Genomic DNA, 14,709 nt, shown 5'->3' on the forward strand with positions numbered 1-14,709 from the left:
TTACACACTCCCTTCTGGTCGTCTAATAAAGAGATAAACACCCGCTATCACGAATGTACTAATCGCTATCAAGTAAAACCACAAGCGTCCTATGCCACCAGTTTCAGGTAAAGGAACCTTTGCTTGGTTCGTAACATCTAAAGTAATTTGATTATTCTTCTCTCCAGAAATTAAAACATCTGCTACTTTTTCCCCATCTATCGTGACTGAACCATCTTCGCGAATTATTAATTCGATTGGTTCTTTTAACCCCTGATATCCTTCTGGCGTAAAGGTTTCTGTTAGGACATATTTCCCTGGTTTTAAGTTTTCAAAAACAAAAGTATCCGTTTCTTTGCCATCTTTTGGTAATTCAATATCCGTATCTGGTCCTGTTAAACGGAATTTCGCTCCTTTAAGTGGCGTCTGATTATCGGCTTTTTTATGAACCGTTAAGTCAAAAGGTTTCAAATGATTTTGATGTGTCAGTGTCCATTCTGGCGCATTTTCTTCAATATTTTTGCCTGCATAGTGAATTTCCCCATATTTATCAACAGTAAATTCATAATTTCCAGCAAGAGTGTCGTAGCCTAATGGTCCTGATTGTTCCACCATTCGATACTCACCAGGTTCACTAATTTTAAAATAGCTCAATCCTGCAGTATCTGTTTTTTGAGTTGCCACAGTTTGGTAACTTCCTTGAGCATTTTTTCTTTGCAACGCAAAAGTCGCCTCTGCTAAGTTCACTTGTTTGCCATTTTGCATGGTGTATTTTCTAATTCTGATTGGCAAAGAAGAAAATTTATTTTCAATTTCCAATGGAATAACTTGATTTGTGGTGGTCACTTCTTGTCCATCGATGCTTACTTTGCCTTGCTCATTCACCTCAATTTGCCAAGTCGTTTTCTTGCCTAACTCATGTCCTACAGGTGCTTTTACTTCAGTTAATGTATAGCGTTCCCCTTTTTGTAGGCGCACATCTTTTGGCAAAGAATAGCTACCATCTTTATTGTCCACTAATGTTGTTTGAACATTTTTACCACTCAATTCAAAGACGGCTCCCACTAAGTTTTTCTCACCTGAGGAAGAATTTTTGATTACTTTTAAATCTAATGGCTTGAATTGCTTCGTGTTTTTCCAAGTAGTATCGTCGATTTTTTCTTGACTGTAACCAGGAACTGCTAATTCACGGGTTGTTTGATAATTAAAAGCTTGTCCTTGATTGTTGTATTGGGGAAGCCCAAGAACTTCTTGATAGCTTTCATCCGCGGTTTTGGAAAGTTGGGTTACATTTTTGCGCTCCCAACTATTGCTGGTATCATTTTCTGGTTTTGATAATTTAATATACCCAGTTTGCCAGTTGGCTGTGTCAGTTACTTGCTTTCTACTAATTTCATAAATCACATTATCTGGCCGACTTGTTGGGTCTTGATCATACTCTTCCCAGATTTTTTTCACGTTTAACTTCACGCCAGGTGCTTTTCCCGAAGGAACCCCAAAATCAACTTTTTCAGGGGCCGTGGCTAATGGCTGAAACGTTGTCCGACCATTCATTTGATACCAAAAATCAGGTTTGAAGTTTTCTGACTCTGTTTGAATACGTACTTGATAATGAATTTGAATTTCTTGCCCTTTACCCAAATAAATCTCATTACTATTAATTGTAGCGCCTGTTAGCGACACTTCTGGTAATGTTTGAACCTGAACAGGACCCACACTTTTCATTGATAATGTATTTGGCTCGTATTTAAAAGGTTCAGCAATTGGATCAACTACTTTTCCGTTTACCACCGTTCCTGAAATCTGAACGGCTTTTTTCGCTAAATAATCAGAAATGTCTGGTGCATAATCCGCGGATTCATAATAAAGGTCTCCATTTTCATCGGCTGACACCATCTCACGCATTTTATCTTCAACTTGTTGTTTAGATAAATTAGCTCGTGGATCGCTTTGCAATTGAATGCCCAATCCATGTATTTCAATCCCACGTTGTTTTAAGGCCATTGCCTCACCTATCGTGGCGATAAACGTACTGTTAATTCGTTTATTGATATTGTTTTGATCTGGCGCATTATAGCTACCAGAGATATAAGAAGTGCTACCTGGTTGATCTTGTCGATTCGTAAATTGTGTCCCGTAAAAGCGACCATCCGCCTCTGTTTGAACTCGACTCACTTTATAAGAGAAGGTTGGGACGCCATCCGTTAAAAGTACAATGACTTTCTTATGTCCATTTGGCGTTGCTAACATATCACCAGCATCTCTTAATGCTTTTTGAGTGAAAGTTCCTCCTCTAGTGCTACTTGGCGTAATATTTTTAATTGGATTTTTGACTGTATCAAACGGCCCCATTTGAATGGCGTTGTTATTATAACCGTCACTTGAGTAGCCAACATAGCCCATATTGATGTTATTGGTAATACCGCTATCTGCCAATGTATCAACAAAACGGTTCACTCCTTTTTGAACTTCACCAATCCGATTGTTTTCATTCATACTACCGGACCAGTCAACGACTAAGACCAAATCCAATGGCGTGATTTCTTTCTGAACATTCCCACGCACATTAAGATATACATCAAAAAGCCCTGGTGTTGTTGTTTCTCTAGCATATTTTCGGATGGCATAATCAGCTTGGTCTCCTGTACCGCCATACTCAATATAAGAATTTGTGCGATTAGTAGGGTCCCCATTCCAACTCGTTTGGCCGTCCCATTGTGCACTACCGTCTTTATTCCCTTGATGGTTTAGCACATTTTGATTGCCTGTGGGCTGCCAATTAGCTGTCGGATAAGTCCCAGAATTATCCGTCGTGTATTGTGGTGCAATTAAAGGCAGTGCCAGATTCGCTCTCAAAGTAGCTGGCGCCATTCTTGCTTCTGCAAATGGATTGGTTACCTCTTCTGTTGCGGTCGGCTGTTCTGTTTTTTCTGGAGCCGAATCATTTTTGTTAGTTTCTTTCGTATTTTCTGGTACAGTTATTTTTTCTGGTTCAGTTGATTCTTTAGCAGAATCCTCTACTGTTATTTTTTCAGAAGTAACTGAAACATCATATTCGTTGTTTTCATACAATAACTTAGGTGGCTGAGCTGTTTGAAGCGAACTTTGCTCAACAGCTAACGAAAGCTGTACCGGCTTTTTTACTTGTGCGTCCAGAGTCAGATAAAGCGTACCATTAGTCACTTGGTAAGAATATCCGTCTTTTTCAATTACAGCAGTATCCATGAACTGTGCATTTTTCAATTGAATTTCTCGTTGTAATGGCTGCTCTGTTTGGTTGAGAAGATTTAACTCGATATTAATATTCGTTTTATCATTCTCATCTGTTATCATTTGAGCGGATGTAATTTCAACTTCTTTGGCTGTTTCTGCATAGCCAATGAGCGGTATGAAATAGGATGAGACAAGTAAAAAGACTACGCCGAAAACCCCAAATTTCTTTAGTAATTTAATGTCTGTTCTCTCCTTTCTTTTATGAATTAACAGTTAAATTAGAATTGCCTAGCACGTAAAATTTCATTATTCTAATCTGATAATTATTATACAGAGAAGGAGCTCATTAAATCACACCAGCTTTCATACCAAGCGGTTTCATTTCTGAAATTGCGTTATTGTTTCGATGATTGTTTCATTAAAGTAAAGGACTTGGGAGGAAACAATATGATTAGGTTTTTAGAAAAAAATTATCGGAAAATGGAAGAAATCATTCGTGTCTTATCCATTTCTGATAAATGGATGACTAAAAAAGAACTTGCAAAATATATTGGTAGTTCTGAGTCTACTTTTATTCGTTATATTGAGGAGATTAAACAGCGTTGGGGCGAAAGTTTAACCATTAAAACATCGCATAAATTAGGCTATCGTTTAGAAAACTTTAATGTGTCCTTATATTTAAACGTGCTGACGGATATGGCAAAAACGTCAACGACCACCCAATTGCTCCATGAGTTTATCCAAAATCCTGGCAAAACCATCGAATATTATTGCGATACCATCAATATTAGTCGCTCTTCTTTTGCTCGAAAATTGAAGCAGTGTAATCAGGTCTTGGAAACTTACTCTCTTCGCGTTATCGTTGATCAAGGCTATCAATTAACTAGCCAAACAGAAGAATTGCCTTTACGTATTTTTACAACCTTTTTCTTTTTAATGTATTATGGTCATTATGAATTGCCTTATCAATTAGATAAGCAGGAAATCAAACAATTAATGCGTCGTAATCAATGCCAATTAAATATTATTAGTATGGATAACAGTTATGAACACGATTTCTTTATTATGTATTTTATTGTTGATTTATTAAGAGAGCATCAAGGCTTTCAACAACGTTTCCAGAAAAAAACAGATAAAAAGAGTCCAATCAAAATGGAAGATTATCTTTTACTCAGTCGTCATTTTACTGGGCTCAGCCGTGAAACCTATCGGGAAGTTCTCCGATATTTTCAAAGAGGCGCTTTTCAGCAATACTACTCCGAAGACCAAGAAGTCATCAGTCAAAGAATACGTGAAAATTTAAAATTTAATGCTTTTTCACAGATTGAACAATTAACAGAAGAAGTCGTCGACTTCGCTGTTCACTTGTTAACCTGTCTTTATTTGTTTTCTCAATTAGTGCCTTTTGACACCTCCGAATTGACACAAAGGGCCACCTTTTTCACTCGACAAATTCATTTTACCCAGCTTCACTTATATGCACGATTAAAAGCAGAATTGCATTTCTTTTCCGCTCTTTTAGAAACAAATCTATTAAACTATTCATCTTCTTATATTTTTTGGTTACTTAATACTTTTCCAGAAATTAACCAGAGTTTCGACTCAAAAAAGATTTTGATTATTAGCGACATGGGCCTGAATCATAGTCAATATATTGGAAACTATGTCCACGATATTTTAGCTTTGCATCGGATTCGTTCAAATACGTTAGCAATTACGGAAGAACAATTAGGTGACCATCGACTCGAAGAATTTGACTTGATTATTACCAATCAACCAATTATTGAAACCAGCGTTCCAAGTATTTTAATTAATGATGCTATCTTATTTTCTAACAAAAGAGAATTGCTCGATTTATTAAACTTTTAACGTCTTAATGGTTTTCCCTATCTACCAAAAAGATAGCCCTTTTATCAAGAACCGCGTAATGTGAGGTGCCATCATACAGAAGATATTTTTATTTTTCTGAAATAAAAAAGAAAATAGGACATAAGTCGAAATGACTTATGTCCTATTTTCACTCTTAAGATAATCAGCTAAACCAGCAAATTAAATTTCTGATTGATTCACTGGCCATCTTGTGTGACTTTTACTTGGCAAAATTAATGTAATGAAGATCACTAAAGTACCGATAAAAGGAAGTAAATAGAATAAAATCCACCAGTTACTGTGGTCGCGATCATGCAATCTTCTTGCTCGAACAGTAAAGTTTGCCAACCAAATTAAAGCAGTCAGCAAGAAAAAGATAATGGTCACCGTATTCCATTCTTTAATGATTGTTCCATCATTGGGTGTTACTTCAATATATCTGTAAACGCCCGTAATTGCTGAATAAATCCCTAACACCAAATAATTAATTAATTGTGGCCACCAATATTGTGCTCGTGTTGCTGACGCATTCATTGTTGTAATATTATTCCAGTATTCTCTATACGCGTTAAACATATTATCACCCCCGCATTAACTATTACAGAAGTCTTTCGTTTTGTCAAAGAATAACGTTATTTTAAGCTGCTTAATGACACGTCCATGTGCCTTCCTTAAACTCACACGAAGCGGACTCTTCAGAAGAAGGAGTTAATGAAACTAACGGTTGCTGTTGTTTTTCTTCTGCGAGAATTTTTTGAATCGTTTGGCTGATTTGCTGTTTCGGTACTGCACCATTAATTAGATATTTTTGATTAATGATTAGTGCGGGAACTCCTTGTAAACCATAAGCAGAAGCTAGCGCGAAATCTTCTTGAACCGCCGTCCAAACAGCCTCGGAAGCAACAGCTTCTTTCCATAAAGCAAAATCAATCGTTGTCTCTTTTACTAGCTCCTCAATTACTTCTGGCTCTTCAATATTTAAACTTCTCATAAATAAACCTTCTTGTAACTTATCAAACAGTAACCAATAAGTGTCTTGGTTGCCAATGTATCCAGCTGCTTTTGCTGCTAATAATGCATTCTTTGATGTTGGAAAATCAAATCGTTGCTTCCTCATCCCTTCAATATTAAAACGATGCTTTGAATCGTTTTGATTGGCATGCACCCAATGCGTCAAAACTTCTTCTTTTACTACTGCTCGTGAGCCAAACATTGTTTCAAAATCGTTTGCTGACCATCCCAAAGCAAACGACCGATGAATCAATTCAATTTCAGGAAATTCTTGTTGAATCTCATGCATGCGGTCAGACATTGGAAAACAAAAACTACAAATAACATCATGGAAAAATTCTATTTTCATCCTTACCCTCCAGTAACTCTTTTTTCAAAACAGATTGAACTAAATTTACCATTTTACTTACTAAAAGTAAACAAATGAAGCCAATTAAAAGAAAAAGATGAAACAAAATGCGCTATGGCTTTTGTCTCACCTGTTCTATCTACTTATTCTGATGTGTCCATTCCATTACCCGCTCACCATTCGTATCTAATTCACCATTAAATACAAAACCAAGTTGTTGATACAACCGAATTGCTGAGCTGTTCGTATCATAAACACTCAAGTATAGCTTGTTTGTTTGGTATTTTTCTATTAGCATTAACATTAAAAGTCGACAGGCTGCTTTCCCATAACCTTGTCCTTGGAACCGTTGATCAATTAAAAAGCGGTCTAGCCAAACGCGCCCATCTTGCCAACGTCCATACATGGCATAGCCGATTAATTGATTGCTGTCATAAATACCTGCCGATTCCCATTCTGGAAATTGGTCTGATTCTTTTAGATTTTCTGCCATTGATTCAATGAAGGTTTGTTGTTCAGCAAAAACTTGTAGGTTTTCCACTGCTTTACGATTATCGCTTGTTACTTTTTCAAAATGTATTTCCATTGTTTTCACCTAATTAGTTGTTATTTTCTGCATACTTGTATTCTTTCTTGCTTCTTATTTTAACATACTTATTTCCCTTTGCTTTCTCTAACTCTCTGTGATTATACTTTTCTCTTTTTTATGGGAAATCTTCCCTATAAATGGAGACTCTTTTCAAGAGATTTCTTTTTACACCACCCGTTTCAAATGATATAAATGATATATAGAGTGTTTTAACTATGTGCAACATGATTAAAAGTTAACTGTTGGGGAGCAGTTAACTTTTTCTTTTTAACCACAAAAGAGAGGATCCGCTGTGAGAAATAACTGCAGTGGATGCTCCCTTTTGTATATTATTTATTTACTAGCCGATAGTTGAAAACTTTCCCGTTACTCAGTAGTATCGATTTTGTCTTCTTGACTATCTAAAGAACGGTCAACTTTTTCGTCGTAACTTTCCATGGAATTTTCATTTTTATGTTTCTGCTTATCGACCGTTTTATCGACTTTTTCTTTCTGTCAATCAATTGTTTTTTCCATCTCTTCGCCAGCCGAGGTACAACCACTCAGTAAAAGGAAACTTGTGAATAAAAACGCTGACAAGATAACTGTTTTTCCGATTTTTGTTTTCATAAACTCACCTCTCGTTTAATTTAAAAAAACGTCCCGATAAAACATTGTTCCCTTGATTATTTACTCACAATTAGCGAACGACTAAGACATTGCACAAAGCATGGTTAACCACATAATCTGTAGTAGAACCAATCAAGGTTCGTTGAATAGCACCTCTTCCCGTGGCACCTAGCACAATTAAATCTATGGCATAATTTTCAGAAATCGTGTTGGCAAGATAACGTTTTGGGCTCCCAAGCTCAACAATTTTTTTGACTGTTTTTACACCAATTTCACTCGCTTGTTTTGCCTTTTCAGTGAGCATCTCTTCTGACTTGTGTTTTTCTAAATCATACAATTCTTCAAAAGAAAATGGACTCGTCGTAAATTCAGCATCATTAATAATTGTAGCTAAATAAAGAGTGGCTTGTTCCTCTTTGGCAATCCTGACAGCTTCATGAAAAGCTTTTTCAGATTGATCTGAGCCATCAAGAGCAACCAAAATATGTTGATATACTGACATTTTATCCGCCTCCTTAACCAAATTAAGAATCAAAACTAACACAACAGCTGTGTTACATTTTAGTGGCTATCTGTTGTAATTTTTCCACGGTTAATGCTTGATAATTTGTTTCTTCAAGTAGTCCCGTTTGAATTTCAACAGAAACATCTTCCGTACATGTTTCTAAAAACATTGTGGCATAATCAAACTGTTGCTCTAAGAATGTTTCATACTCCAGTCGACAACGTAAAAATTCTTTCGCGGTATCCGAAACATGTAAACACATGCGGCGCTTATTCGCTTTCTTGGTTATCACAAAATAGGTTCCCTCTAAAATCGTGGTAATCTCTTCAATAATATACGCTGCATCTTTTACCATTCCGTCAATCCAGTCCTTTATTTGTTTTCAGTGTCGTTGCTTTTTTCTTTGTCGTCACTTAACAGCTCTTTAATTTTTTCACGATTGTCGTATAACTTTTTTCCTACGCCCACTAAGGCGCCGCCTGCCAATAACTTTGTTAAAAAGCCGCCATTTGCGTTTGTTTTTTTGCCATGGTGTCCTTTTAAATGATGTCCCATCCTAGCCACCTCCATAATTTTTATTTCTATTACCTATGAACATTATCTTATATGTTTTCACAAAACGCACGTATAACAATAGTTTTTTAATCAAGGCTCGACCACTTTGTAAACTCATGACTTTTAATATGACGAATCTCTTCAAATAAAATATGTGTACGTCCAACTTTTGCATACTCCATTGAACTCATCCCTTCAAAAACACCAACAATTGGCGGTTGAACACGGCCAAAATCATCCAAAGTATTCAATTGGATTTCTAAAACTTGGTTATTTTTTAAAGACTGCTCTAAGTATTCTTCAATTTCTTCTGTTGTCTGTTGCGGTAAGCGTTCAAATGCTCTCTTAGAATATTCGTCAGAAGCTTCGATTCCTTCTTGTAACTCCCCCAATGCAAAAGCGGTCGCCCATTTCAGTTCAAAGGGACGATCATGGTACTCATTATAAGGTGTAAATTCTTTTTTTGTTCGTTTCATGATGTTATCCTCCTAAACCGACATTTCCTCCAGCATGTCCACCGACTAATCCTGAACGATGAATTGCCGTCGCGCCTTCCAACAAAGAAGAGGCGTGAATTAAAGCTTGAAAGCCAAATTTTTGTCGGATTTTATCAATCAGATAGTTTAACTCCATTTCACTAATTTGCTCTTCTGGTTCCGAAAATAAATCTAATTGTAAAGATTCATTCCAAACTAATTTTCCATAAGAAAGCCCTAATTGCCGGACATCGGTTCCCGCTAGATAATGTTCTCTAAAAAGGGCTAATACATAGGTAATCAAAACTTTTGTATTGTTTGTTGCAGGAATCGTTTGTTGTTTTCGCCAACCAGTTCGTCCTTCACGGTCAATTTGTCCTTTGGAATAACCAACGTAGACTGTGATACATTCCGTTTGACAATGCGCTTTTCTTAAACGAGCAGCCACTTGTTCTGTCAGTTCCTTTAAGACTAGTTCAATCTGATCTCTTCGCGCATAATCTCTCGGTAAAATCTGACTATTCCCAAATGATTTTTCAGCTTTATGTGGTGCTTTTTTCCCTAAAAAGGTACGATCAATCCCCCATGAATGAGCATACAATTGAAGCCCCATCACGCCAAATGTTTCTTGTAAAAGATGCGGATTCGCTTGCGCTAACTCATATACAGAATCAATTCCTAAACGATTCAGTCGTTTAGCCATTCTGCGACCAATCCCACAAAAATCTGTCAAAGAAGGCAACTGCCAGACAGTATCTGGTACACGATCATACCGCCATTCTGCAATAAAATCTGGCGAATGTTTGGCACCATTGTCCAACGCCAATTTAGCCAGTAACGGATTGTCCCCTATCCCAACGGTCACATAAATACCCACATGATTATAAACGACTCTTTGGATAATCCGAGCCATCTTATAGGCGGTTTCACAATGAAAATAACTTAAAGAAGCCGTTACATCAAGAAATGATTCATCTACACTAAACACAGAGTGATCTTCATCTGCGACAAACTTTTTATATAAATTATTGATTTCTTGATTTTTTTTCATGTACAAATTCATTCGTGGCGGAACCACATATAAATCAGGATGAGCGGGCACTTGATTTTTACGCGTAACATTTGAAACACCTAAAACTTTTTTTGCCATTGGCGATGCTGATAAAACTAATCCCCCCGCATTTTCGGCATTACTCATCACTACTAACATCGTTTTCAACGGATCTAACCCACGTTCTGCGCATTCTACACTAGCGTAAAAACTTTTGCAATCAATACAAAGAATATCGCGACTAGGTTCTTTTTCATAATCAAATTTCACAAACATCACCTCACTTGCAAAACCATTATACGAACAAACGTTCGATTAATCAAGCGAACACTGTTTATTTTTTTGTTTTTTTCAAGAACGGTCGGTGATCAAAAAAAAATAAGTATTCGGAATTATTATATTCCAAATACTTATTTTTTATTTTACATCTTATTTCGATTTAAAAATAACGATAAAAAGCCCGTTCCTAACAGAATTACTGCTGAAACATAATAAGGGAAAAAGTGATTGATATCAAATAAAGCTCCTGCTGCCATTGGTCCTAAAATATTACCAAAACTTGTAAATGTCGAATTTAGTCCGTTGATGGTTCCTTGTTGATCTCCAGCATGTTTGGATAAATAAGTAGTTACTGCTGGTCTAAACAAGTCAAACGCTAAAAAGACAATAAACGTTGAAAATACAACAACTAAATTATTTTTTGTAAAGGCAATCACGGCAATAAAAATGGCACTTGCAAAAAAGGTTAATTGGATTAAACCCATTTCACCTATTTTTTGGACGATTGCATCAAAGAAAAACAACTGACAAATCAACGCTAAAATACCACTAACCGTAATCACGATTGCTATTTCACTTGTGGTAAAGCCAAAATTAATAGTCGCCATAATACTATAAATAGATTCGAACGCTTGCAGGCCAAAAGAGGAAATTAAGATAATCACAAATAATGAGGTAAACATTGGATTTCTTAAAATATCCATAAATGAACCTTTTTTCGCTTCAACAGCGGCTAAAATTCGTTTCTCTGGCTCCTTCAAAACAGTTAATGTCAAAATAAAACCAATAAACGCTAAAAATGCGGCTGCAAAAAACGGGGCGCGAATACCTAAATAAGCAATAAAACCACCAACTCCTGGTCCGATAATAAAACCACCACTAATTGCGGCTGACACAAGCCCCATCGCTTTCGGACGTTCAGAAATCGTGGTCATATCTGCCACAAAGGCTGTCACTGACGGCATTAATAAAGCGGCGGCAATCCCGCCTAAACCACGAGAAATATAAAAACCGCTTTTCGCTTGGGCTAAACCAAATAATAACTCAGAAATTGAAAACACCAACATGCCCGTTGCAATCATTTTTTTCCGACCAATTTTATCCGAAAGGACACCTGCGATTGGCGATGTGATTAATTGGGCAATCGCAAAAATAGAAATCATCATTCCCATTGTGGTACCAGAAAAATGCATTTCTTCTTTTAATTGGGGAATTACGGGAATGACTAGGCCTACGCCTAGAAAAACAAGAAATAAGTTAGAAATTGCTAAGTACATCATACTATTTTTTTTCGTCATAATTTGCCTCCTCCATAAAAAAACAGCCATCAAAAATGGCTATTTCTGTTTCTTTGTATGTACTTTCTTTGACAGTGTTTCGGCTGAAACACTCGTTGAGTTATTGAGATACATTTTACACTAATTCACTGAAAATTTCACTAGTTTTTACTTATTTTTTTAAAGGAAATTGTTATTTTTTAAAGACATAACTTAAGTATCCAAGTATTTAATGAATCGCTTTTGTTTTTTATCAGAAACATAGCCAATGTGTTCATAAAATTGATGTGCTGCTGTACGCTGTTCCCCTGAATTTAAGCGAATCGCAGACAAGTTACACTTTTTAGCTTCCGTTTCTAGTTTCGTCATTAATTGTTTACCAATTCCACGGCCTTCTGCTTCTTTTGCCACTGCTAATCCCAGAACGTTCAATAACGTTTGGGAATAAATTGTTTCATACAGTTGCGCATGCACATAGCCTAAAATCTTGCCTGTCTTCGTTTCTTCATAAACATATAAAAACTCTCTGTCACTGGCTAGTAGTAATTTCTCAATCTGTTTACAGGTCACGTCAACGGGAACTTCATAGCCCAATTGTTCTTTATTAATGATAGTTAACGCCGCTGCATCTGTTGGCTTCATTTTTCTAATCAAGGGTAACACCCTCCTTTACATTCTTACTTAAATAATAACGAAAGCATAATATCCGCAAAATCATTTAATTCTGAATCATTGTATTGCTCTAACAAAACTGTTTCGCCTCGATACTCTTTTAAAGCTAGTTGTATCAGCGAATGATGATTAGTAGGAAAATGTACTAGGCCCCATTCCCCGCCAGCCCTTTTTGATAAAATTTTATTCTCTTGCTTAAATGCCATTACTCTACACATATTTAAAATAACGTACATAGGTTGTTGAACAATTTCTTTTTTTGCCTCTTTCACATCAGCTACAATACTTTCAAAATATTTCTTTTGATCTATCCAGCCAAAAACGGAATCAATCGGTTTTCCTACGAGTACTTTTCCATATAATTTTGTAATCATAAGATGTGCCACTAGATCCTCATCGTATCCCATCATATCTTCAATATATTTATTTTTATTAGTCAGATATCTGGAACGATGTATCGGAGAAAAATGTAAATCGAAGGGAATCGGATAACTCAAATTTATTGTATCTTTTAATTGTAGCACATGGAATTCTATCCCTTTTTTTGGTGCCCACTTATCTAAAATATTAATTGTATAATCTAATAATTGTTTCTTCTCATCAATAGTAAGCTTTTCATAAACCACAATCAGTACATCCAAATCACTTACTGAATGACAATAGGTTCCAAAAGCATAAGAACCATGAAGATATATTCCAACTAAATTTTCTTTTATTATTTTCATATATCCATTTTCCATTTGAGCTAATAATTGATGAACCACGATTATTCCTCCATTATTGATTGACAATTGCTATAGTTTTTTCGATAAATAAAGAACTAACGCATCATCATTAACACACCGATCGTTTGGTTTCAGCTGCTTATTTTGAAACCAAACTCCTGAACCATCTGGCACATATCCTTGTTTGATATATAATCTTTGCGCTGCACCATAACCAGGATGCAGGCCTACTCCCAAGGAAACAGTATCTGCATAACTTTTGGCAACATTTTCTGCACGATTTAATAATAACCGCCCCACTCCTTGTTTTTGAAATGGCAAGAATACATTGAAATCAGCTATTTCAGGATATAAATTTTTAAAAGGTCCTTCCTTAGCTAATGGCAGTAACGTCACATAACCTAACAGCGTTGCCTTTTTCTCCGCTACAAAAACCGTTCGTTGCTTGACTAATTGTTCTTCTAAATAGTTCATTAAAATCTCTTGGCGACTTGGCCAACCTTGTTGGACAAATTGAGTATCCAGCGCTAAGATATCTTTCTCTTGCATTTCTCTAATAACCACTAGCTCAGACATTAGCATTCCCTCCCGAAAAGCGTTTTCATTTTATAAAACGAAGCGAATACTTCTTCGCTCCCTTATTCATTTTCAAAAACCATCGAGTTGATGATATTTGGGCAAAACAGCAACACATGTTTTTTCTGAATTAACAGCAATAACGAACCCTTGCCATAAGGACCACGTCACCGCTTCACCTAATTTCTCTTTCACTCGTTGAATCATTTCAGCTTGCGTTAAGTCTCGTGCAGGAAAATGTTGAACTTTATCGTTACTGATTAAAAAAATAAATGATTCTGAAAAAGCTGTCATGACTTCAGGTGGTAAATTTTTTAATCGTTCTTGGTAATCCATTGAAACCACTCCTTCTTTTTTATCATACCACAACATCCATTTCTCTAAAAAGCGCAGCACTTACTACTGAATATCTGCTAAAATTTGCCTGATAATCTGCTTTTCAGACAGTTGTTCAGATAACCGCTGTTCTCCCGCAAGCCCTAAATAATCTTCTGGTAGCCACCAACGTTTCATTTCCACGACACCAAATTCTTGATTCTTGTTTCTCTGGCTATGTCTTTTCAGCGTTTCTTCAAAAGAAATATCAAAATAATAAACCTGAACGTTTCCTTCAAAGAGATGAATTATTTCCTGAAAAAAGGAATGATAAATGGCTTTTTGAAAAATCCCTTCAACAATCACATACTGGCATTCTTGATACCCAAAAGCTACCAACTGTTTTAACAAAGCAATACTTAGATTACCTGTTTCATCTTTAACACGAAGCATTTCTCTGCGCACCACATCTTGAGAAATCAATAACGATTGTTCTTTAAGACACTGATGAAGCGCGTTAGCTATCGTTGTTTTACCACTACCAGAATTACCACGTAAAATAATTAATTTCGGTTGCATCTGTTTCCCTCCATTTTCTTGATTGTTGAAAACCAGCAGAAAAGAGCAAAAAACTTGGAAAAAACTCTCCAAGTTTTGCT

General features: G+C 36.2%; 16 protein-coding genes and 1 pseudogene. 1 reads left to right on the forward strand and 16 read right to left on the reverse strand.

Going from position 1 to position 14,709, the window contains the following annotated elements:
- Positions 1–3,465 carry an endocarditis and biofilm-associated pilus tip protein EbpA gene (gene ebpA / locus IGI97_RS09560; protein WP_438738811.1) on the reverse strand — a complete coding sequence of 1,155 codons (3,465 nt, stop codon included), beginning with the start codon at positions 3,463–3,465 and terminating at the stop codon, positions 1–3.
- A gap of 174 nt (positions 3,466–3,639) precedes the next feature.
- Here ebpA and IGI97_RS09565 point away from each other — a divergent pair, with 174 nt between their 5' ends.
- A complete protein-coding gene (locus tag IGI97_RS09565; protein ID WP_002382000.1) occupies positions 3,640–5,061 on the forward strand; it encodes a helix-turn-helix domain-containing protein in 1,422 nt (473 codons plus the stop codon).
- 180 nt (positions 5,062–5,241) lie between these two features.
- Here the strand turns inward: IGI97_RS09565 and IGI97_RS09570 are convergent, their stop codons facing one another.
- The 15 genes and pseudogenes from IGI97_RS09570 to IGI97_RS09640 all read right to left on the reverse strand — a co-directional run bounded on the left by IGI97_RS09570 (position 5,242) and on the right by IGI97_RS09640 (position 14,701).
- A complete protein-coding gene (locus IGI97_RS09570; protein WP_002358131.1) occupies positions 5,242–5,637 on the reverse strand; it encodes a DUF805 domain-containing protein in 396 nt (131 codons plus the stop codon).
- A 70-nt stretch (positions 5,638–5,707) separates the two neighbouring features.
- Positions 5,708–6,421, reverse strand: a complete 714-nt coding sequence (locus IGI97_RS09575) for a DsbA family oxidoreductase (protein WP_033595404.1) — start codon at positions 6,419–6,421, stop codon at positions 5,708–5,710.
- 139 nt (positions 6,422–6,560) lie between these two features.
- Positions 6,561–7,007, reverse strand: coding sequence for a GNAT family N-acetyltransferase (locus tag IGI97_RS09580; protein WP_033595402.1), 447 nt, complete (start codon positions 7,005–7,007; stop codon positions 6,561–6,563).
- A gap of 369 nt (positions 7,008–7,376) precedes the next feature.
- A pseudogene (locus IGI97_RS09585) lies at positions 7,377–7,619 on the reverse strand (hypothetical protein).
- Positions 7,620–7,689: 70 nt separating this feature from the next.
- On the reverse strand, positions 7,690–8,121 hold the full coding sequence (locus IGI97_RS09590) for a universal stress protein (protein ID WP_002391595.1): 432 nt from the start codon (positions 8,119–8,121) through the stop codon (positions 7,690–7,692).
- Between the two features lie 52 nt (positions 8,122–8,173).
- Complete coding sequence (locus IGI97_RS09595) at positions 8,174–8,479, reverse strand: hypothetical protein (protein WP_002358136.1); 306 nt, start codon at positions 8,477–8,479, stop codon at positions 8,174–8,176.
- A 17-nt stretch (positions 8,480–8,496) separates the two neighbouring features.
- Entirely contained in the window at positions 8,497–8,694 is a 198-nt protein-coding gene (locus IGI97_RS09600) for a hypothetical protein (protein WP_002360617.1), read from the reverse strand.
- Positions 8,695–8,765: 71 nt separating this feature from the next.
- Positions 8,766–9,155, reverse strand: coding sequence for a hypothetical protein (locus tag IGI97_RS09605; protein ID WP_002366430.1), 390 nt, complete (start codon positions 9,153–9,155; stop codon positions 8,766–8,768).
- A 4-nt stretch (positions 9,156–9,159) separates the two neighbouring features.
- Positions 9,160–10,482: a Y-family DNA polymerase gene (locus IGI97_RS09610; RefSeq protein WP_002386016.1), complete on the reverse strand. Its 1,323-nt coding sequence runs from the start codon at positions 10,480–10,482 to the stop codon at positions 9,160–9,162.
- Between the two features lie 146 nt (positions 10,483–10,628).
- On the reverse strand, positions 10,629–11,783 hold the full coding sequence (gene emeA, locus IGI97_RS09615; protein WP_002358140.1) for a multidrug efflux MFS transporter EmeA: 1,155 nt from the start codon (positions 11,781–11,783) through the stop codon (positions 10,629–10,631).
- A gap of 192 nt (positions 11,784–11,975) precedes the next feature.
- Positions 11,976–12,416: a GNAT family N-acetyltransferase gene (locus tag IGI97_RS09620; protein ID WP_002369669.1), complete on the reverse strand. Its 441-nt coding sequence runs from the start codon at positions 12,414–12,416 to the stop codon at positions 11,976–11,978.
- A gap of 23 nt (positions 12,417–12,439) precedes the next feature.
- Entirely contained in the window at positions 12,440–13,198 is a 759-nt protein-coding gene (locus tag IGI97_RS09625) for an aminoglycoside adenylyltransferase domain-containing protein (RefSeq protein ID WP_002386591.1), read from the reverse strand.
- Between the two features lie 30 nt (positions 13,199–13,228).
- On the reverse strand, positions 13,229–13,741 hold the full coding sequence (locus IGI97_RS09630; protein WP_002386019.1) for a GNAT family N-acetyltransferase: 513 nt from the start codon (positions 13,739–13,741) through the stop codon (positions 13,229–13,231).
- A 66-nt stretch (positions 13,742–13,807) separates the two neighbouring features.
- A complete protein-coding gene (locus IGI97_RS09635; protein WP_002384750.1) occupies positions 13,808–14,107 on the reverse strand; it encodes a hypothetical protein in 300 nt (99 codons plus the stop codon).
- 27 nt (positions 14,108–14,134) lie between these two features.
- Entirely contained in the window at positions 14,135–14,701 is a 567-nt protein-coding gene (locus IGI97_RS09640) for a kinase (protein WP_002386021.1), read from the reverse strand.
- Positions 14,702–14,709 lie beyond the last annotated feature (8 nt).

The sequence above is a fragment of the Enterococcus sp. DIV2419 genome (genome assembly GCF_051711865.1).
GTDB classification, from domain to species: domain Bacteria; phylum Bacillota; class Bacilli; order Lactobacillales; family Enterococcaceae; genus Enterococcus; species Enterococcus faecalis.